The sequence below is a fragment of the Dolomitihabitans soli genome, assembly GCF_022213955.1.
In the GTDB taxonomy this organism is placed as follows: Bacteria; Actinomycetota; Actinomycetes; order Streptosporangiales; family Streptosporangiaceae; genus Streptosporangium_A; species Streptosporangium_A soli.
On the sequence record NZ_JAKNTW010000006.1, the window covers coordinates 117,158 to 137,437 of the forward strand.

Genomic DNA, 20,280 nt, shown 5'->3' on the forward strand with positions numbered 1-20,280 from the left:
GAGGGGCACACACGACATTTGTGAGTTTAGGTGGGATCTTCCGCCCGAGGGAAGCCATATGTCGTGATCGCGGACATAAGATCACCGCTCGCGCGGCGTGATCCGCGCCGGCTCCCGCACCGCCGTGTTCGGCCTACCGCAGCGAAATCTTCCCGGATATTCTGCGTCCGACGCCCCGGCATTGGAGATCGCCGATGGATGAGGACCGTGCCTCGTTGACGGGACCCAACGCCCGTCCCTCGGCCGAACTCGGGGCGCTTCTCCGCCGCCTCCGCATCGAGCACGGCCACTCGCAGCGCAAGCAGGCGAAGGACCTCCATCTCAGCTCGCACAGCAGCGTCGCCGACTACGAGCAGGGCAGGCGCATGCCCTCGCTGAAGACGCTGCAGAGCTACGAGCGGTTGTTCGGTCTGCCCGACGGCGAGTTGCAGCGCTGGCACCGGCAGGACCTGGAGGAGAAGGCGGCCAAGGCCGCGCAGGACCTGCTGGCGCCCACCCCGGAGGTGTCCGGCCGCGAACCGGGCGTGCCCGGTGAGTCCGGCGAGTCCCGCGCACCGGCCGGACGCCGCCGCCGGGTGCTCACCGTCGCCGCGCTGCTCGCCGTACTCCTGGCGGCCGGGACCGTCGCCTGGGTCGTGCTCAGGCCGGCCGAGCCGCCGCCGATGACGTGGTCGTCCGCCACGAGCGTCAGGCCCCTGCCCACCGGGGCCGCCCAGTCGATCGCCGACGGGTCCGACCCGGCGCGGACCGACTGCGGGAAGGGAAACGTGACGACCCTGGCCACCGCGGACATCTGGATCGGCCAGGTGCGGCTCGGGGTGCTCGAACTCAGGCATTCGGCCGACTGCGCGATGGGCTGGGCCCGGCTCAGCCCCTACGGCGTGCTGATCAACCACACGTCGGCCGCCATCCGGGTCCGGCTGGAGACGTTCCGCCCCGCCGACGGCGTGGCCAGCCGGATCGACGAGCCGTTCATCCGCGACCAGCACTGGGGCGGCATGCTCGACATGAAGCGCGGATGTGTGGCCGTCAGGGGCGCGATCGCCATCGACGGCGCCCAGTCCGGCATCGTGGAGACGCCCTGCACCCCGCCGCCGGTCTGAGCCGCCGGTCTGAGCTGTGTGTGAGCTATCGGTGTGGGCTGCCGGCCCGTCGAGGAAGGGCGCCCACATGTCCTGGGCGGGCGCCATCGCCACGTCTTCCTTGCTGCTGAAGGTGCGGACTCTGAGCTGCCGGTCTGAGCTGCCGGTGTGAGCTGCAGGTCTGAGCTGTGTGAGCTGCTGGTGTGAGCTGCGGTCTGACAGGGAGCTCGGTCGCTCCCTGTCAGACCCGCGCCCCTACGCCCAGGCGGTGTGCCCGCTGGCGCCGCCGGCCCGAGCACGCGGATAGCCGTTGACCATGTCGGTGTAGGCGTTGTTGTGCCCCTTGGGGACGTTGAACACTTCTACGTCGCCGTTCGTGTTCTGCACCCACAGGCCCACGCCCGGGTACGAACCGGAGACCTTGGCCCAGTTGGCGTGGCAGGCGGGGCTGTACTTCAGCTCGAAGAGCCCTTCGTACGTGGACACCCGGGCTGCCGTGTACGAACCCGCGACGCAACCGGCCTGGATGGGGTCGCGGCCGTTGCAGCCCTGGCCGTCGCACCCCGCCCTGACACGGTCGCCGGCCGACGCGGGGGGCGCGGTGAGTGAGACGCCGGACAGGACGACCAGGGTGCCGGCGCCGAACAGCGCCATCTTGCGGGCCATCTTGTGGAAGGACATGGCTCCTCCGTGATCGGGAGTGGTGGGGATCGAGCGACTGCTCGCCCCAAGAACACCGGGGCCGGTCCGTCCTCACAAGGGCTGACCTGGTCGATCGTCCAGCCTCCGACCAACGTCAGACCAAGGGCACGCCCGCCGGGGCGTCCCCGAGACGATCACCGCGACGAAGAGCCATGGGCTTCGCCGTCGCCGGCCGGACTTCGAGGTGCGGAGGCTGAGGCACTGGGACACGGACCTCGATGGCCCGGCGCCGGCCAGGTCGAAGGGGCGGCGCGGCGGTGCGGGGCATCCGGAGTTGGCTCGGCCCTCCGCGGTCTTAGCGCACGGAGGGCCGAGTGATCAAATCGTAGTGCAGCCGGTCAGGCGATGTCGGGGGCGGGGTGCCTGAGCCACACGGTGCCCAGCGGCGGGACGCGGAGCCGTACGGAATGGGGGAGGCCGTGGCGGGGGATGTCGGTGGCCTGGACGGCGCCGAGGTTGCCCACGCCGCTGCCCTCGTAGTCGTAGGCGTCGGTGTTGAGCACCTCCTCCCAGGTGCCGGGGTAGGGGAGGCCGAGGTGGTAGTCCTCGTGCGGGCCGCCGGAGAAGTTGGCCACGCAGGCGAGGGCCGAGCCGTCGGCCGCGTACCGGAGGAAGGAGAACACGTTGCCGGAGGCGTCGTCGGCGTCGATCCAGCGGAAGCCCTCGGGCTTGGAGTCCTGCTGCCACAGGGCGGGCGTGTCGGTGTAGACCCGGTTGAGGTCGCGGACCAGCCCCTGGGTCCCCTTGTGCAGGTCGAAGTCGAGCATCCACCAGTCGAGCCCGCGCTCCTCCGACCACTCGGAACCCTGGCCGAACTCGCATCCCATGAACAACAGGTGCTTGCCGGGGTGCGCCCACATGAAGCCGAGCAGCGCGCGCAGGTTGGCGAAGCGCTGCCACTCGTCGCCCGGCATCTTGCCGATCAGCGACCCCTTGCCGTGCACGACCTCGTCGTGGGAGATGGGCAGCACGAAGTGCTCGGAGTAGGCGTACATCAGGGAGAAGGTCATCTGATGGTGGTGGTACTGCCGGAAGACCGGCTCGTGCGCCAGGTAGGCCAGGGTGTCGTGCATCCAGCCCATGTTCCACTTGAAGCCGAACCCGAGCCCGCCGAGATGCACCGGACGTGAGACGCCCGGCCAGGCGGTCGACTCCTCGGCGATGGTGACGATGCCGGGCGCCTCCCGGTAGCAGACGGAGTTCATCTCCTTGAGGAAGTCGACGGCGTCCAGGTTCTCCCTGCCGCCGTAGGCGTTGGGGGTCCACTCGCCCTCGCGCCGGGAGTAGTCGAGGTAGAGCATCGAGGCGACCGCGTCGACCCGCAGCCCGTCGATGTGGAACTCCTTCAGCCAGTAGACGGCGTTGGCGACCAGGAAGTTGCGCACCTCGTGGCGGCCGAAGTCGAAGACGTAGGTGCCCCAGTCGGGATGTTCGCCGCGCGAAGGGTCGGCGTGCTCGTACAGGGGAGTGCCGTCGAAGCGGGCCAGCGCCCATTCGTCCATCGGGAAGTGCGCGGGCACCCAGTCGAGCAGCACCCCGATGCCCGCCCGGTGCAGCGCGTCGACCAGGTGGCGGAAGTCGTCAGGCTTGCCGAACCGCGCGGTCGGCGCGTAGTAGGACGTGACCTGGTACCCCCACGACCCGCCGAACGGGTGCTCGGCCACCGGCAGCAGCTCCACGTGCGTGAAACCCAGGTCGCTGACGTAGGCCACGAGTTCCTCGGCCAGCTCCCGATACGACAGTCCGGGCCGCCAGGACCCCAGGTGCACCTCGTAGACGCTCATCGGCTCGGCCAGCGGCTGTCTGGCCGGCCGCGCGCGCATCCAGTCCTCGTCCTGCCAGCCGTACTCGGACGTGTCGATCACCGACGCGGTCGCGGGCGGAATCTCGGTACGGCGCGCCATCGGGTCGGCCTTGACCCGCCAGACGCCGTCGACGCCCAGCACGGCGAACTTGTAGCGTTCCCCGTCGCCGAGCCCCGGGATGAAGACCTCCCACACGCCGGAACGGCCGAGCGAGCGCATCGGATGCCCCACGCCGTCCCAGTGGTTGAAGTCGCCGACGACCCGCACGCCGCGCGCGTTGGGCGCCCAGACGGCGAACGCGGTGCCCGTCACATCCTCGTGCGTGATCACCCGCGCGCCCAGCACCTCCCAGAGCCGCTCATGCCGGCCCTCGCCGATCAGGTGCAGGTCCACCTCCCCGAGCGTGGGCCAGTGCCGGTAGGGGTCCTGACACTCGTACGGCTCGGCGCCCTCGTAGGTCACCCGGAACCGGTAGTCGGACGGGACCTTGTCGAGCCGTGGCACAGTGACGGAGAACACCCCGTGCGCCACGTGGGTCAGGTTGTGCGACTGGTCGTCGAGCACCACCTCGACCCGCTTGGCAAGAGGCCGCAATGTTCTGAATGTCACCCCGTCGGGCCCCAGATGGGCGCCGAGCACCGAGTGGGGATCGTGGTGTGCGCCACCTGCCAGCCGGTCGAGCTCCGTGTTGTCCCGCATGCCCCTTACCCTGCCCGAGCGATGCGCTTCAACCCACCCTTTCCGGCCACGCGTCAAGAAAGATCTGCCTGACTTTCCGCGCCGGCGCATGGTGCGGCCCCCGCCACGGTCCGCAATCCGGCTTGCGACGCGCCGCCGCAGGGCCCCCGCCACGGTCCGCGATCCGGCTCGCGACGCGCCGCCGCAGGGCGTCGGCCTGCGGTCGAGGCGGGCTCAGAGGCGGGCGGAGGCAGGCGGAGGCGGGCTCAGCCGAAGGCGGAGAGCGGGATGGGGACCCAGGTCGGGCGGTTGCGCGACTCGTAGACGACCTCGTAGACGGCCTTGCTGAGTTCGAGGGCGTGCAGCAGCGCGGCGTCGTCGCCGTGCAGGCTGCCGCCGCCCTCGGAGTAGCCGGCCAGGAAGGCGGCGCGGTTGCGGGCGGACCACTCCTCGGCGCGGTGGGCGAGGGAGGCGGCGTCCGGGTGCCCGGCGAGCATGTGCCGGGCCGCGTAGTCGAAGGAGCGGAGCATGCCCGCGACGTCGCGCAGCGGCGAGGACAGGGCGCGGCGTTCGGCGAGGGGCTGGCCGGGCTCGCCCTCGAAGTCGAGCACGATCCAGTCGGTGGGCGTGCGCATCACCTGGCCCAGGTGGTAGTCGCCGTGCACCCGCTGGACCGGCATCGAGCCGGCGATGTCGGCGAGCTGGTCGTAGGCGTCGTGCGCGACCCCGGCGCAGCCCGCGAGCTCGGGCACCTCGGCGATGGCCCGGTCGAGCCGCCGCCGGAAGCTCTCGGTCATCCGTTTGACCTCGGGCGGTTCGACGACGCTGGTCGGGAAGGCCGCCGCCAGCTCCTGGTGGACGCTGGCGGTCGCCGTACCGAGCCGGAAGGATTCGGCGGCGAAGTCGCCGCCCGCCTGGTCGGCGGAGACCTCGGGGAGCGACGCGTACAGGTCGCGGACGCTGGCCAGGGCCAGCGCCCAGCCGTCGCTGGCGGCGGGCAGGAACTCCTGCATGATCGCCAGCGTGGTGTTCTGGCCGTCCAGGTCGATCTCGATCCAGCCGTACGGCAGGGCGATGTGCGAAGAGCCGCGCCGGGCCAGCGCGGTGACGATCTCCAGCTCGGGGTTGACCCCGGGGGTCAGGCGGCGGAACAGCTTGCAGATGTAGGTGTCGCCGTAGACCAGGGAGGTGTTGGACTGCTCGGCGCCGATCACCAGGCTCCGGGCGGAGACGTCGATGGTTACGCCGGGAAGGTGCCGGAAGCGCAGCGGGCCGAGGTCGGTGTTCTCGGCCATTCCGCTCAGCAGGGCGCCGGTGAGTTCGGAGTCGTGGGCGGCGTCGTATTCATCCGGCCCGATCTGAACGTGTTTGAGCCGGGCCGGCAGTTCCTTGTGCGAGCCGACGAGGAGTTGGTAGCGGTCCCGGGCGCCGTTCTGGTGGACGGCCACGACCAGGTGGCGGAGCCCGGGTGCCAGCTCGATGTCGGAGTCGACGGTGAGTCCTTCGATGGCACGCCCCTTACCGGCGAACCACCGTTGACGGGCGATCCAGCCGGTGAGGAGCTGCTCGAAGGAAGTCGTCACGCCTCCTTGGTCGGGGTGCCTGTGGCGGCGGAGCCGGCGTTGGAACCGGCGTTGGAACTGGTGGTGGAACCGGCGTTGGAATTGGTGGTGGGACTGGTCGAGGCGGTCGGCGGCAGGGTGAACCAGTAGAACCCATGCCCAGGAAGCGTCAAAAGATACGGAAGCTCACCGATCGGTGGAAATGGAACGCCTCCCATGCACTCCACCGGGACCGCGCGCTCGAACCTCCGCAGATCGAGCTCCACCGGCTGCGGGAAGCGGGACAGGTTGTTCACGCACAGCACCCGGTCGTCGCCCAGCTCGCGGACGAAGGCGAGGACGCTGGGGTTGGAGGAGTTGAGCTCGGTGAACGCGCCCAGGCCGAAGACCGGGTGACGCTTGCGGATCTCGATCATCCGCTTGGTCCAGTGGAGCAGCGACCCGGCGTTCTTCTGCTGCGCCTCGACGTTGATCGCCTGGAAGCCGTAGATCGGATCCATGATCACCGGCAGATAGAGACGGCCGGGGTCGCAGTCGGAGAACCCGGCGTTGCGGTCGGGCGTCCACTGCATGGGGGTGCGGACGCCGTCGCGGTCGCCGAGCCAGATGTTGTCGCCCATGCCGATCTCGTCGCCGTAGTAGAGCACCGGCGATCCGGGCAGCGAGAGCAGCAGCGCGGTGAACAGTTCGATCTGGTTCCGGTCGTTCTCCAGCAGGGGGGCGAGCCGCCGCCGGATGCCCACGTTGGCGCGCATCCGGGGATCCTTGGCGTACTCGGAGTACATGTAGTCGCGCTCTTCGTCGGTGACCATCTCAAGCGTCAGCTCGTCGTGGTTGCGCAGGAAGATGCCCCAGTGGCAGTGCTCGGGGATCTTCGGCGTCTGGGCCAGGATCTCCGAGATCGGGTAGCGCGACTCCCTGCGCACGGCCATGAAGATGCGTGGCATGAGCGGGAAGTGGAAGGCCATGTGGCACTCGTCGCCCCCGGTGACCGGGTCGCCGAAGTACTCCACCACGTCGCTCGGCCACTGGTTGGCCTCCGCGAGCAGCACCCGGTCCGGGTAGATCCGGTCGACCTCGGCGCGCACCCGCTTGAGGTACGCGTGCGTGGCGGGGAGGTTCTCGCAGTTGGTGCCCTCGACCTCGAAGAGGTACGGCACGGCGTCGAGCCGGAAACCGTCGATGCCGAGGTCGAGCCAGAAGCGCAGGACCTCCATCATGGCGTCCTGCACGTCGGGGTTCTCGAAGTTGAGGTCCGGCTGGTGGGAGAAGAACCGGTGCCAGAAGTACTGCCCGCGGACGGGGTCGTACGTCCAGTTGGAGGTCTCGGTGTCGACGAAGATGATCCGGGCGTCGCGGTACAGCTCGTCGTTGTCGGACCAGACGTAGAAGTCGCCGAACGGGCCCTCGGGGTCGTGCCGGGACGCCTGGAACCAGGGATGCTGGTCGCTGGTGTGGTTCATCACCAGGTCGGCGACGACGCGCATGCCGCGCTTGTGGGCCTCGTCGACCAGCTTAATGAAATCTCCCAGATCGCCGAAATCTGGGAGGATTTTCATATAGTCGGAAATGTCATACCCGCCATCGCGGAGTGGCGATTCGTACAGCGGGAGCAGCCAGAGGCAGTCCACGCCGAGCCACTGAAGATAGTCGAGCTTGCTGATGAGCCCGCGGATGTCTCCTGTGCCGTCTCCGTTGGAATCGGCGAAGCCCCGGATGAGCACCTCGTAGAAAACGGCCCTTTTATACCAATGAGGGTCGTTCGGCTTCTCGTGGGTGAACGTATTCGGGACGGGCTGTGGTGTCGAGCTCACCTTATGGACTCCCCGCTGTGCCTTTCGCGCGCTCCGCCGGCCTACCGTGATGGTGCCGGTGTCGCTCGCACGGTGAAGATGTGGGCTGGGTGGATGTGCGGATCGAGGCGGACGTAGTTGGAGCTCCGCCATCGGTACGACTCGCCCGACAGTTCGTCGTCCACGACGAACTCGGCTTGCCAGTCGAGACCGAGAGCGGGCATGTCGAGGGTCGCCGTCGCCTCGTGGGTGTTGTGCGGGTCGAGATTGACGACCGCCAGAACCACGTCGCCTAGGCCGTGCCGTCGTGTGGCCGTGTCATAGGGACCAGGAAGCCGCTTGGAAAAGCAGATCAAGTTGGGCTGGTCGACGTCGTGAAACCGTAGATTACGCAATTCCTGGAGTGCTGGATGGGCTCTTCGGAACAAATTCAGCCGGGTGATGAACGGCCCCAGGCTGCGCCCTTCGCGCTCAGCAGCCACCCAATCCCGTGGTTTGTACTGATATTTCTCACTATCAAGGTATTCTTCACTACCGGGGCGAACCGGGACATTCTCCGCAAGCTCGTAGCCCGCGTACACCCCCCACGACGGCGCCATCAACGCGGCCAGCACCGCCCTGATCTTGAACGCCGGGACCCCGCCGTGCTGAAGGTACTCATGCAGAATGTCCGGAGTATTGACGAACAGGTTCGGCCGCAGGAAATGCGCGGTGTCGTGGGCCAGCTCCGCGAGGTACTCCTCCACCTCCTCCCTGGAGTTCTTCCAGGTGAAGTAGGTGTACGACTGGTGGAACCCGACCTTGGCGAGGGTCCGCATCATGGCCGGCCGGGTGAACGCCTCCGACAGGAAGAGCACGTCGGGGTCGGTGGCGTTGATGTCGGAGAGCAGCCGCTCCCAGAAGGCCACCGGCTTGGTGTGCGGATTGTCGACCCGGAAGATCCGCACCCCGTGCGCCATCCAGAGCCGCACCACCCGCTTGACCTCGTCGTAGACCCCCTCGGGATCGTTGTCGAAGTTCATCGGGTAGATGTCCTGGTACTTCTTGGGCGGGTTCTCCGCGTAGGCGATGCTCCCGTCGGCCCTGATGTTGAACCACTCGGGATGCTCCTTGACCCACGGATGATCCGGCGAGCACTGCAGGGCGAAGTCGATCGCCACCTCCATGCCCAGCTCGCGGGTCCGCTGCACGAACGCGTCGAAGTCGTCGAACGTGCCCAGGTCCGGGTGGATCGCGTCGTGCCCGCCGAGTTCGGAGCCGATCGCCCACGGCGAGCCCGGGTCGTAGGGCTCGGGCTGCAGGGTGTTGTTGCGCCCCTTGCGGAAGGTCGCCCCGATCGGGTGGATCGGCGGCAGGTAGACGACGTCGAATCCCATGGCGGCGACGGCGGGGAGCCGCTTGGCCGCCGTACGGAAGTCTCCGGACTTGGGGGCCGCCACGTCGTCGACGATCGCGCCCTCGGAACGCGGGAAGAACTCGTACCACGACCCGAACAGCGCCCTGCGCCGGTGCACGAGCACCTGGTACCTGGGCGACCGGGTGACCAGCTCGCGGAGCGGGTGCGCGGACAGCAGGGCGGCGGTCTCGCGCAGCTGGGCCATCGCCAGCCTGGCCCGGGGATCGACGTCGCCGTCGCGCAGCCTGGCCGCGATGGCCTGCAGGGCCGCCCGGTGCCCGCAGGCGTTGCCGTTGCCGTTCGGCCGGGTGTCCGGCGACTCCTCGCCCTCGCCCGCCGTACGGCCCGCGTGCCGGCAGTCGGCGGTCCGGACGGCCTTCGCGGCGCGGTCGAACAGCCGGGCGCCCTCCTCGCACATCAGGTCCACGTCCATGCCGCGCGGGATCTTGATGCCGGCGTCGTGCAGCCAGGTGGCGATCGGATCGCTCCACGCCTCGACCCGGAAATGCCACAAGCCCTCGGTGGGCAACGTGACCACGACCCCCCAACGGTCGCTGCCCGGCGTCAGCTCGCGCATGGCGAGCAGCGGCCCGCGCGCGCCGCCGGGGTCGGTCAGCACCACCCCGGCCGCGACCGCGTCGTGTCCCTCACGGAACACGGTCGCCTCGACGTCGAAGGTCTCACCCGCTGCCGCCTTGGCGGGTCTGCCGCCGCAGTCGACCACCGGATGGATGTCCTGTATGGGGATTCTTCCAATCATCGCATCTCAAGGTAGCGACGGCGCACTCGGTGCCGTCGGAGGTTGTGCGGCAAGAAACGATCTCTGGTTCGTCAAGAGCGGGAAGGCAGCGTCGTAGCGCGACCTTGAGATCTCATCATGCGCCTGGATGGAGCCGGGTCGTACATCAAAATAAGGTGCCCCAATAGTTCCGCTTCATGCGTGCGGAGGAAAGAGTGGAGATCTCTTCCTCCCGGGCAAGTTGCCCTGCCCTCCGCCTGCCGGACAGGATCGGGGGGCGAAGGTGGTGGGCATCCGTGTGAAAGATCAGCAGGATTCCGGTTTGAGGTGGTTTGTTCAAGGTGAAGGTGAGACGGATGAGAGCCGTCTCCCCGGCAAGTGTGTTTCGGTCGCGCGTCGTGGCGCTGAGTAACTAGGGTCTGGCACCGTGAGAGCAATCCGCAGGTTCACCGTCCGTACCGTTCTGCCTGGTGAGCTCGCCGCACTCGGTGAGCTCGTGCACAATCTCCGCTGGTCCTGGCACCCGGAGACCCTGGACCTGTTCGCCGAGGTCGATCCGGTCGTCTGGGAACAGGTCGGCGGAGACCCCGTCGCGCTGCTCGGCGCCGTGGAGTCCGGCCGCCTGCGTGAGCTGGCCGCCGACCGCCGCTTCCTGCGCAGGCTCGCCGACGCCGCCGACGACCTGCGCGAGTACATGACCGCGCCCAGGTGGTACCAGACGCTTCCGGAGGCGCCGCACGCCGTCGCCTACTTCTCGCCCGAGTACGGCATAGCCGCCGCGCTCCCGCAGTACTCCGGCGGCCTGGGCATCCTCGCCGGCGACCACCTCAAGACGGCCAGCGACCTCGGGGTGCCGATCCTCGCCGTCGGCCTGCTCTACCGGCACGGATACTTCACCCAGTCGCTCTCGCCCGAGGGCTGGCAGCTGGAGCACTACCCGAGCCTCGATCCCGGCGGCCTGCCGCTGACCCTGCTCAAGGAGGGCGGCGGCGCGCCCGCACGGGTCCGCATCGGCCTGCCCGAGGGCCGCACGCTGCACGCCCAGATCTGGGTGGCCCAGGTCGGCCGGGTGCCGCTGCTGCTGCTCGACTCCGACGTGGCCGAGAACGACCACACCGCCCGTGACATCACCGACCGCCTGTACGGCGGCGGCACCGACCACCGCCTCATGCAGGAGCTGCTGCTCGGCGTCGGCGGCGTCCGGGCGATCAGGGCGTACTGCGAGGCCACCGGCCACTCCGAGCCCGAGGTCTTCCACACCAACGAGGGTCACGCGGGCTTCCTCGGCCTGGAGCGGATCCGCGAGCTGACCGAGAGCCGGCTGTCCTTCGAGGAGGCGCTGGAGGCCGTCCGCGCCGGCACGGTGTTCACCACGCACACCCCGGTGCCGGCCGGCATCGACAGGTTCCCCGCCGACATGATCGCCAGGCAGTTCGGCGGCGACAACGCCTGGCCCACCGTCCCGGTCGACCGCATCCTCGCGCTCGGCGCGGAGCCCGACCCGCAGGAGGGCGAGAAGGCGGTCTTCAACATGGCCGTGATGGGCATGCGCCTCGCCCAGCGGGTCAACGGCGTCTCGCGGCTGCACGGCGACGTCAGCAAGGGGATGTTCCAGGGCTTGTGGCCGGGCTTCGACCTCGCCGACGTGCCCATCGGGTCGATCACCAACGGGGTGCACGCGCCCACCTGGGTCGGCCGCGAGTTCATGGAACTGGCCGGGCGGGAGCTGCCGACCCTGATCGAGCCCGCCCAGGGCTGGGACAGCGTCCGGAACGTGTCCGACGTCGACCTCTGGTCGATCAGGGGCCGCCTGCGGGAGCGCCTGGTCCTGGCCGCGCGCGGCCGGCTGCGCGAGTCCTGGCGGGCCAGGGGCGCCTCGACCGCCGAACTGGGCTGGATCGACGACGCCCTCGACCCCGAGGTGCTCACCATCGGCTTCGCCCGCCGGGTGCCGTCGTACAAGCGGCTCACGCTCATGCTCAGCGACCCCGACCGGCTGCGCGCGATGCTGCTGCACCCCGAACGGCCGGTCCAGATCGTGATCGCGGGCAAGGCGCATCCCGCCGACGAGGGCGGCAAGAAGCTGATCCAGCAGATCGTCAAGTTCGCCGACTCCGAGAGCGTGCGGCACCGGATCGTCTTCCTGCCCGACTACGACATGAACCTCGGCCAGCTCATGGTGCAGGGCTGCGACGTGTGGATGAACAACCCGCTGCGCCCGCTGGAGGCGTGCGGCACCAGCGGCATGAAGGCCGCGCTCAACGGCGGCCTCAACCTGTCCATCCGCGACGGCTGGTGGGACGAGTGGTACGACGGCACCAACGGCTGGGCCATCCCCACCGCCGACGGCGTCGCCGACCCCGACCGCAGGGACGAACTGGAGGCCAACGGGCTGTACGACCTGATCGAGCACGAGGTCGCCGACCGGTTCTACGATCGCGCCGCCGACGGCCTGCCCCGGCGCTGGCTGGAGATGGTCAAGCACACGCTGACCTCGCTCGGCCCCAAGGTCCTGGCCGGGCGCATGCTGCGCGACTACGTGGTCGACCTCTACACGCCCGCCGCCGCCTCGGCCCGCGCCCTGTCCGCGGACGGCCACACCGCCGCCCGGACGTTCGCCGACTGGAAGCTGCGCGTGACCAGGGCCTGGCCGGGCGTCCGGGTCGAGCACGTGGAGGCGTCCGGGGTGGGGGAGGCTCCCGAGGTGGGCGCGGCCCTGGAGTTGCGGGCCACGATCGCGCTGGGCGAGCTGGAACCCGCCGACGTCAGCGTGCAGGCCGCGTACGGCAGGGTCGGCCCGCACGACGAACTGGTCGATCCCCGCTACACCAGTCTGGGGATCGCCTCGGTCGGCGACGACGGCAAGGCGCACTTCACTGGCGAGGTCCCGCTCGACCGCACCGGCGCCTTCGGCTACACCATCCGCGTGGTCCCCGCCCACCCGCTGATGGCCTCACCCGCCGAACTCGGCCTCATCGCGCTCCCCGAAGAACCGGCCGGCATGACCAACGGCACCCTGCGCTGACCTGAAGCCGGTACGGCACGCCAGACCGGCCGCTGATCCGTTGCACGTACGGCACGCCAGGTCAGCCCCGCGCGCCGTACGTGGTGCGGTCCGTGGGGTCCACGCTGCTCCAGCGGCGCCTGGCGTGCCGCCGTAACGCCTGGCGTCTGGGCCGTCTCCGCTGGTTTCACACCGCTGTGGGAGGCGTGCGGCACGCCGGGCAGGCCCGCGCGCCGTTCGTGGTGCGGTCCGTGGGGTCCACGCTGCTCCAGTGGCGCCTGGCGTGCCGCCGTATCGCCTGGCGTCTGGGCCGTCTCCGCTGGTTTCACGCCGCTGTGGTGGGAGGTGTGCGGCACGCCGGGCAGGCCCGCGCGCCGTTCGTGGTGCGGTCCGTGGGGTCCACGCTGCTCCAGCGGCGCCGGGCCGTCTCCGCTGGGTTCACGCCGCTGTGGTGGGAGGTCGGCGGACGCCGGGTCGCCCTCGCGCCGGTCGTGGGGCGCTCCGCCATGTCTTAGCTGGTGCGCACCCCCCATCTGGTGCGGATGTGTGGGGCGTGGCGGCCTTTGCCGGTGGGGCCTGTGGGGTGTTTCGATCATGTGTGACGGCTATCGCGAGCAGGATGTGTGGTTGGGTAGGCTTCCTTCACCGTTGGGCCCGAAGTGACGGGCGTTTGCAGTGACCCAGATGGGCGGCCATGGACGATAGTGATCCCCCCGTCGAGACACTGGTGGCCACCGTGCGGGGCGTGTTGCCCTCGCTCACCCCGGCCGCCAGGACCGTCGCGCGCCTGATCCTCGACGATCCCGGGATGGTCGCGCGCAGCACGATCACCGAGCTGAGCGCCGCCTCGGGCACCAGCGAGGCGACCATCGTCAGAACCGCGCGGGTGCTCGGCTTCGCGGGCTACCCCCAGCTGCGGCTGGCGCTGGCCGCCGCCTCGGCCGCCCGGCCGCCCGACCGCCTGGTCCCGGGTGACCTGGCTCCCGACGACCCGCTGTCCGAGGTCATCGTGAAGGTGGCCCGCGCCGAGTCCGAGGCGATCAAGGACACCGTCGCTCAGCTCACCTCCGAGCGCCTCGGCCTGGTCGTCGAGGCGATCGTCGGCGCCCGGCGCACCAACGTGTACGGCGTCGGCGCCTCCGGGCTGGTCGCCAGCGACCTGACCCAGAAGCTGCTGCGCATCGGCATGTCCAGCAACGCCTTCACCGACGTCCACCTCGCGCTCACCAACTCCGCGCTGCTGCGCGAGGGCGACGTGGCCGTCGGCGTGAGCACCACGGGCGAGACCCCCGACGTGCTCGCCCCGCTCCGCAACGCCCGCGACGCCGGAGCCACCACCGTCGCGATCACCAACAACCCCCGGTCCTCGATGGCGGCGCTGGTCGACCATCCGCTGATCTCGGCGGGCCGCGAATCGGCCTTCCGGCCGGGCGCGCTCGCCAGCCGGATCAGCCAGCTCCTCCTCGTCGACTGCATCTTCGTCGGCGTCGCCCAGCGCACCTTCGACACCGCCCAGGAAGCTGTTCAGGCCAGCCGCCACGCCCTCGACGAATTTCTCCGCGAAGGCCGTAGAAAGGCCTGACGTCGCTCCCGCAGCGCAGCTCGCCGGCTCGCAGCGAAAGGCGTTGGCACCGGCGTCCACCGGCGTCCTCGGTGAGTGCGCCCTGTCGGCCGGACGGTATGGGGTGATCCGTCGGGCTCCTTCAGCCGGTCCCGGCGGATGGTTCCGACCTGGCGTGATCCCTAGGTGGAACCGGGCCCTTCAGCCGGTTTCCGGTGGGGTGGAATCCGGGGGGTCGGCCGGTCGGTGGTGGCGATTTTCTTCATGGTCATTGACTAGCCGGGAGATTTCTGCCATCTTCCGCCGAGAAGGCCCGTGCACCCCCGAGGAGTTCCCCCATGGCCATGGAACGTCGTACCGTCCTGCGTGGCCTCGCCGCCGCCGCCGCGGTGCCGCTGACGCCGCTGCTTCCCCTCGCCGCCCACGCCGTCTCCGCCGACCCGCCGCCGCTACGCCAGATGCGAGGCATGTGGATCGCCTCGGTGGTCAACATCAACTGGCCGTCGAAGCCGGGCCTCACGCCCGACGCGCAGCGGGCCGAATATCTCGCCTGGCTCGATCTGGCCGTCGCCAGGAAGCTCAACTCCGTCTTCGTTCAGATCCGGCCGACCGCGGACGCCTTCTGGCCCTCGCCGTACGAGCCCTGGTCGCAGTATCTGACCGGGACCCAGGGGCAGGACCCGGGCTATGACCCGCTCGGCTTCGCGGTCGAGGAGACGCACAAGCGCGGGCTGGCCTTCCACGGCTGGTTCAACCCCTACCGCGTCTCGATGCAGGCGGACCCGGCCAAGCTGCACCCCGACCACCCCGGCCGCCGGCATCCCGACTGGATCGTCCCCTACGGCGGCAAGCTCTACTACAACCCGGGGATGCCGGAGGTCCGCGCGTTCGTCCAGGACGCCATGATGGACGCGGTCACCCGCTACGACCTCGACGGCCTGCACTTCGACGACTACTTCTACCCGGTCAACAGCACCGCCTTCGACGACTCCGCGGCCTTCGCCGAACACGGCGGCGGGTTCCCCGACCTGGCCGCGTGGCGGCGGAACAACGTCGATCTCCTGGTGCAGGAGATGCGGCAGCGGGTCAGGGACGCCAAGCCCGAGATCGCCTGGGGGATCAGCCCCTCGGGCATCTGGCGCAACAAGGCCACCGACCCGCTCGGCTCCGAGACCAACGGCGGCCAGTCGTACGACAACCTGCACGCCGACACCCGGGGCTGGGTGAAGAAGGGCTGGCTCGACTACATCGCGCCGCAGATCTACTGGAACATCGGTTTCACCGTCGCCGACTACGCCAAGCTCACCCCGTGGTGGGCGGGCGTCGCCGCGGGCACCGACGTGCAACTGTGGATCGGTCAGGCCGCCTACAAGGTCACCGCCGCGGGCCAGCCCGCCGAATGGTTCCAGCCGGGCGAACTGACCGCCCACCTGACCCTGAACCGGGACCATCCCCAGGTCGGCGGTGACATCTTCTACAACGCGAACGACGTGCGCGAGGACCGGATCGGCTCCGTCACCAAGGTCGTGGCCGACCACTACCCGGCCCCCGCCCTGCCTCCCCTGCTCCCTCGCCTCGCCCACGGTACGGCTCCGCGCCGCCCGGCCCTCACCCATGCCCGCCGAACCTCCGCCGGCGTCGAACTCCGCTTCCACGCCACCGGCCGCGACGTCCCCCGCCTCTACGCGGTCTACCGGGTCGTCGCGGGCAGACCCGACTTCCGCACGGCCCGCCACCTGGTGGCCGTCGTTCCCGGCAAACGCTTCGCCGCCTGGACCGACCCCGCCGCCCCGCGCGGGGCCACCTACTACGTCACCGCCCTCGACTCCGCGAACCGCCAGGGCCCGGCGAGCCTCCCCCGCCGCCCGCACTGACCAGCCCCGCCTCCGCGCACGGGCACCCGGCATGGCGTTCCGCCATGCCGGGCGTCTGAGGTGTGACCGGTGCCGGCACGGTCGGTGTTCGGATGCCTGAGGTGCGGCTCGTGCCCGGGGTAAACGGGCCGCGTGCTCGATCGGCGTGCGGCCGGACGGTCCGGGCGCGCCCCTGATGTCGCCGGCAGGGCGTGATCAGGAGAAGGAGGCGATCGCGATGTTCAGGGTGCGGTCGTTCCGGCCGGAGGCCTTGGCGTCCGTGGAGTTGACCGAGTACACCAGGGTGCGGCTGAGGTCGCGGGTGGCGCCGACGCCGGCCGCGTACCCGTAGCGGGCGCCGGTCTTGCCGTAGGCGACGATGCCGCCCGGCAGCACGAGCCGCGTCATGCCGGAGGTGTAGACGGCCGGCTGGTTGCCGCACTCGTCGTGCGTCTTCACGTCGGGCACGGTGAACATGGGCTCCAGCTGCGCCTTCGGCACGACCTTGCCGGAGAACAGCGCCTTGACGAACTTCTCCAGGTCCGCCGTGGTGGAGATGAGGTCGCCCGAGGCCCAGGTCGAGGTGACGCTGGTCTCGGTCATGTCGACCACCTGGCCGTCGCCGTACGGGACCGCGTCGTCGAATCCCGCGGGCACCACCTGGTAGCCCTTGTGGTGCGGGCCGCGGATGCGCGTCGAGTCGCCGGGCAGGTAACTGTCCCGCATACCGACCGGGCGCAGGATCCTGGCGGTGACCTCGCGCTCGTACGAGCGGCCGGTGATCTTCTCGATCAGCAGGCCGGCCACGAACGTGTTGGTGTTGAGGTAGTGCTGCCTGCTGCCGGGCGGGAACTCGATCGGGTTCCGGACGGCCAGCGCGACGTACTCCAGCGGCGTCCAGGTTTTGAACCTGGTCTGGTAGACCCAGTCGAACGTGCCGGGCAGGGTGGGGGCCGGCAGGCCGCTGGTGTGGTTGAGCAACTGGCCGACGGACACCTCGGGGTAGGAGCCGGGCAGCAGGCCGGGCAGGTAGTCCTGGACGGCCCCGTCGAGCGAGATCCTGCCCTCGGCCACGAGTTGCAGCACGACCGCGGTGGTGAACATCTTGGTCACGCTGCCCGCCCGGAACCGTACGTGCTCCGCGGCCTTGCGTTGAGTGGCGAGGTCGGCCACGCCGGTCACGCCCTTCCACGAGCCCTTGCTCCCGCCCACCCGGACGATCGCGGCGGTGGCGTCGGCGGCGGGCAGGTTCGCGATGGCCTTCTCCAGCGCGGCGGAGTTGATCGGCGGGATCCGCGCGCCGGGATCGGGCTGGATGACGGCCGGCGGAGGACACGGGGTGGCCGCCTGTGCGGGCATGGCCACGACGGGCATGGCCACGACGGTGGTGGCCAGGGCGAGGCAGGCGACAGCCAGCTTCATGGAGTATCTCCAGGTGAGAGGGATTCTGGTGCGATGGGTCAATCCTGTCGATCACGCCGCCGCGGCGGATCGCCGGTGCGACTGATTCGTCCTCACTCGTACGAGTGAGCCGCGTAATCGCCCCTACCGGCGATGTCCCCGACCCCGCGCAGGGCCGAGGATTTTCCCCATGAACTCCCGAACCGCCTTCATCGCCGCTCCCCTGCTCGTGCTCGCCTACGGCGTGATCCGCATCCTCGACGGTCTCGACGGCAGCCGCGGCCCCGGCCTCGCGTGGACCACCGGCCATCTCGCCTTCATCGCGGCACTCGTCCTTTTCGTCCAGATCTTCTGGCAGATGCGGCGGATGGCCGGGCGGAACGCGCTGTCCACCGTGAGCGCGGTGGTCGGGATCGTCGGCATCGTGGCGCTGCTCGCACAGTTCGGCATCGACATCGTGGTCGGGTTCCTGGCCGCCGACAGGGCCGGCATGGGCGTGTTGTTCGACCGGATCCAGGACGTGCCCGGGGTGTCGATCGCGGTCTACGACGGCGGCCCGGCCCTGTTCTATGTCGGACAGCTGGCCCTGGTCGTGCAGCTCGCGGTCATCCGCCGGGTCAAGGTGTGGACGCCCGTCCTGGTCCTCATCTACCTCGTCCTGCCGTTCGCGGACAAGGACTTCATCCCGGTCGGCGCGGTCTTCCTGCTGATCTCGTTCGTGCCGCTCGCCCGCCAGGCCGCCACCACCACGGCCAGGCCCGCCGCGGCCCTCGCATGACGCAGGCGGCAAGATTGAACGCTGTGTCCGATCTGCAGTTCTTCGACCCGGTTCGCCGGTGGTCGCGCTCGCTTCCACCGATCTGGCTGGATGCCGGGTTGGCGGTGCTGGTGCTGGTCGTGCAGCTGTGGCCGTTCTTCTCCCGCGAGAGCCCGTTCGCCAGTCCCTGGCACTGGTGGGGATACGCAGTCGTGATCGCCGCCGCGGTGCCGCTGATCTGGCGGCGCCGCGCGCCGGTGACCGTCCTGCTGGCCACCCTCTCCGCGACAGCGCTCTACGACGTCGTCGACGAGGTGGCCGACCAGCCCATCTGGTACGGCGGGCTGATGGCGCTCTACACCGTGGCCGCGTACTCCGCCCGGTGGCCCCGCGTGATCATGCTCGTCAGCGCGATCGGCGGCGGCCTGCTGATCGTGGGCTCGTCCGAGACCGCGCTGCGCGGCATCGTGCTCTTCGTCGCCGCCTACGCCATCGGCCGGGCCGCCGCCTCCTCCCGGGCCCACGCCGCCGCGCTGGAGGAGCGGGCCGCCCAGCTGGCCCGCGAGCGCCAGGCCGAGACCGAGCGGGCCGCCGAACGCGAGCGGGCCAGGATCGCCCACGACATGCACGACATCCTGGCCCACGCGGTCAGCCTCATGGTGGTCCAGGCCGAGGCCGGGCCGGTGGTGATCAGGAGCGACCCGGCCAGGGCCGAGGCCGCCTTCGACGCGATCGCCGCGGCGGGCCGCGACGCCATGGTCCAGCTCCGCCGCATGCTGAGCGTGCTCAAGGAGGATGAGGGCCCGCGCTCCCCGCAGCCGACGATCGCCGCGCTCCCCGTCCTGGCCGGCCAGGTCCGGGCCACCGGCCTCGAAGTGACATACTCCACCTCGGGCGAGCCGGGGCCGCTGTCTCCCGACGCCGAGATCGCCGCCTACCGGATCACCCAGGAAGCCCTCACCAACATCGTCAAGCACGCGGGCGCCACTCGCGCCGACATCACCCTCACCTGGCAGGACGACACCCTCGTGATCGACATCACCGACGACGGCCGCGGCGGCGGATCGGCCTTCCCCTCAGGCGGCAACGGCCTGATCGGCATCCGCGAGCGGGCCGCGGCCTGCGGCGGCACCGCCACGGCCGGCCGGCGCACCGACGGGCCCGGCTTCCGCGTTCTCGTACGGCTCCCGCTGCCCCGGGCGCCGTATGAAGGCAGGGCCGCGTGAGCGTCCGTGTCGTGGTCGCCGACGACCAGGAGCTGGTGCGCGCCGGGTTCAGCATGATCCTCGACGCCCAGCCGGACATCGAGGTGGTCGCCGAGGCGGGCGACGGCGCGCAAGCCGTCGAGGCCGTCCGCGAACACCGCCCAGACCTGCTGCTGCTCGACATCCGCATGCCCGTCATGGACGGCATCGAGGCGGCCCGCATCGTGTGCGCGGAGAGCGGCTGCCGCGTTCTCATGCTGACCACGTTCGACCTGGACGACTACGTCTACGACGCGCTGCGCGCGGGGGCGAGCGGGTTCCTGCTCAAGGATGTCCGCCGCGACGACCTCGTCCACGCCGTACGCGTGGTCGCGGCCGGAGAGTCGTTGCTCGCGCCGTCGGTCACCACGAAGCTGATCGCCGACTTCACCTCCAGGGCGGCGCCCCGCCTCGCCGCGAAGACGTCGGAGCAGCTCACCGCGCTCACCGCGCGCGAGCAGGAGACGCTGCGGATGATCGCGCGCGGCCTGTCCAACGCGGAGATCGCCCAGGCCATGGTGGTCAGCGAGCACACCGTGAAGACGCACGTCAGCAACGTGCTGACCAAGCTCGGGCTGCGCGACCGGGCCCAGGCGGTGATCGCGGCGTACGAAGGCGGCCTGACCGTGCCCGGGGACCCGCGCTGACCAGGGTCACCGCCGGCCCAGCGGTGGGCGCAGGCGCACGCGGAGCTGTTCCCGCC

The 20,280-nt window shown here is 70.1% G+C and carries 14 protein-coding genes; 8 read left to right on the forward strand and 6 right to left on the reverse strand.

The features are described 5' to 3' along the window. The first annotated feature begins 194 nt into the window (after window positions 1-194). On the forward strand, window positions 195-1,103 hold the full coding sequence (locus MBA17_RS13985; protein WP_238496861.1) for a helix-turn-helix domain-containing protein: 909 nt from the start codon (window positions 195-197) through the stop codon (window positions 1,101-1,103). A gap of 234 nt (window positions 1,104-1,337) precedes the next feature. Here MBA17_RS13985 and MBA17_RS13990 read toward each other — a convergent pair whose 3' ends face one another. The 5 genes from MBA17_RS13990 to MBA17_RS14010 form a co-directional block, all read right to left on the reverse strand. Next, on the reverse strand, window positions 1,338-1,763 hold the full coding sequence (locus MBA17_RS13990; protein WP_238496862.1) for a DUF2690 domain-containing protein: 426 nt from the start codon (window positions 1,761-1,763) through the stop codon (window positions 1,338-1,340). A 359-nt stretch (window positions 1,764-2,122) separates the two neighbouring features. Beyond that, entirely contained in the window at window positions 2,123-4,288 is a 2,166-nt protein-coding gene (gene glgB, locus MBA17_RS13995) for a 1,4-alpha-glucan branching protein GlgB (protein WP_238496863.1), read from the reverse strand. A 245-nt stretch (window positions 4,289-4,533) separates the two neighbouring features. Beyond that, the gene (locus tag MBA17_RS14000) at window positions 4,534-5,850 is read right to left on the reverse strand and encodes a maltokinase N-terminal cap-like domain-containing protein (protein WP_238496864.1); all 1,317 of its coding nucleotides are present in this window, start codon (window positions 5,848-5,850) and stop codon (window positions 4,534-4,536) included. Continuing rightward, window positions 5,847-7,643: a maltose alpha-D-glucosyltransferase gene (treS, locus tag MBA17_RS14005; protein WP_238496865.1), complete on the reverse strand. Its 1,797-nt coding sequence runs from the start codon at window positions 7,641-7,643 to the stop codon at window positions 5,847-5,849. Before treS ends, MBA17_RS14000 begins: the two co-directional genes overlap by 4 nt. Before the next feature lie 41 nt (window positions 7,644-7,684). Then, entirely contained in the window at window positions 7,685-9,778 is a 2,094-nt protein-coding gene (locus MBA17_RS14010; protein ID WP_238496866.1) for an alpha-1,4-glucan--maltose-1-phosphate maltosyltransferase, read from the reverse strand. A 406-nt stretch (window positions 9,779-10,184) separates the two neighbouring features. Between MBA17_RS14010 and glgP the strand changes: the two genes are divergently transcribed. From glgP to MBA17_RS14030, 4 genes are all read left to right on the forward strand, one after another. Further along, entirely contained in the window at window positions 10,185-12,782 is a 2,598-nt protein-coding gene (glgP, locus tag MBA17_RS14015; protein ID WP_238496867.1) for an alpha-glucan family phosphorylase, read from the forward strand. Between the two features lie 92 nt (window positions 12,783-12,874). Then, on the forward strand, window positions 12,875-13,276 hold the full coding sequence (locus tag MBA17_RS14020; RefSeq protein WP_238496868.1) for a hypothetical protein: 402 nt from the start codon (window positions 12,875-12,877) through the stop codon (window positions 13,274-13,276). A gap of 179 nt (window positions 13,277-13,455) precedes the next feature. Next, window positions 13,456-14,343, forward strand: a complete 888-nt coding sequence (locus MBA17_RS14025) for a MurR/RpiR family transcriptional regulator (RefSeq protein ID WP_238496869.1) — start codon at window positions 13,456-13,458, stop codon at window positions 14,341-14,343. A gap of 317 nt (window positions 14,344-14,660) precedes the next feature. Then, window positions 14,661-16,196 (forward strand): glycoside hydrolase family 10-like protein, encoded by a 1,536-nt coding sequence (locus MBA17_RS14030; protein WP_238496870.1) that lies wholly within the window; start codon window positions 14,661-14,663, stop codon window positions 16,194-16,196. A 195-nt stretch (window positions 16,197-16,391) separates the two neighbouring features. On the opposite strand, the gene MBA17_RS14035 is transcribed toward MBA17_RS14030, so the two are convergent. Further along, window positions 16,392-17,597 (reverse strand): serine hydrolase domain-containing protein, encoded by a 1,206-nt coding sequence (locus tag MBA17_RS14035; RefSeq protein WP_238496871.1) that lies wholly within the window; start codon window positions 17,595-17,597, stop codon window positions 16,392-16,394. A gap of 169 nt (window positions 17,598-17,766) precedes the next feature. Here MBA17_RS14035 and MBA17_RS14040 point away from each other — a divergent pair, with 169 nt between their 5' ends. From MBA17_RS14040 to MBA17_RS14050, 3 genes are read left to right on the forward strand one after another with little or no spacing between them, the layout of a single operon-like run. Beyond that, window positions 17,767-18,354 carry a hypothetical protein gene (locus MBA17_RS14040; protein WP_238496872.1) on the forward strand — a complete coding sequence of 196 codons (588 nt, stop codon included), beginning with the start codon at window positions 17,767-17,769 and terminating at the stop codon, window positions 18,352-18,354. Window positions 18,355-18,377: 23 nt separating this feature from the next. Further along, window positions 18,378-19,559, forward strand: coding sequence for a sensor histidine kinase (locus tag MBA17_RS14045; protein WP_238496873.1), 1,182 nt, complete (start codon window positions 18,378-18,380; stop codon window positions 19,557-19,559). Continuing rightward, window positions 19,556-20,224, forward strand: coding sequence for a response regulator (locus MBA17_RS14050; protein WP_238496874.1), 669 nt, complete (start codon window positions 19,556-19,558; stop codon window positions 20,222-20,224). The genes MBA17_RS14045 and MBA17_RS14050 overlap by 4 nt, the downstream gene beginning before the upstream one ends. The last annotated feature ends 56 nt before the right edge of the window (window positions 20,225-20,280 follow it).

What these genes read in the sequence shown, in the direction of transcription:
- MBA17_RS13985 (WP_238496861.1), top strand. Translation starts at nt 195, where the DNA reads ATGGATGAGGACCGTGCCTCGTTGACGGGACCCAACGCCCGTCCCTCG.
- MBA17_RS13990 (WP_238496862.1), bottom strand. Translation starts at nt 1,763, where the DNA reads ATGTCCTTCCACAAGATGGCCCGCAAGATGGCGCTGTTCGGCGCCGGC.
- glgB (WP_238496863.1), bottom strand. Translation starts at nt 4,288, where the DNA reads ATGCGGGACAACACGGAGCTCGACCGGCTGGCAGGTGGCGCACACCAC.
- MBA17_RS14010 (WP_238496866.1), bottom strand. Translation starts at nt 9,778, where the DNA reads ATGATTGGAAGAATCCCCATACAGGACATCCATCCGGTGGTCGACTGC.
- MBA17_RS14025 (WP_238496869.1), top strand. Translation starts at nt 13,456, where the DNA reads ATGGACGATAGTGATCCCCCCGTCGAGACACTGGTGGCCACCGTGCGG.
- MBA17_RS14030 (WP_238496870.1), top strand. Translation starts at nt 14,661, where the DNA reads ATGGCCATGGAACGTCGTACCGTCCTGCGTGGCCTCGCCGCCGCCGCC.
- MBA17_RS14035 (WP_238496871.1), bottom strand. Translation starts at nt 17,597, where the DNA reads ATGAAGCTGGCTGTCGCCTGCCTCGCCCTGGCCACCACCGTCGTGGCC.
- MBA17_RS14040 (WP_238496872.1), top strand. Translation starts at nt 17,767, where the DNA reads ATGAACTCCCGAACCGCCTTCATCGCCGCTCCCCTGCTCGTGCTCGCC.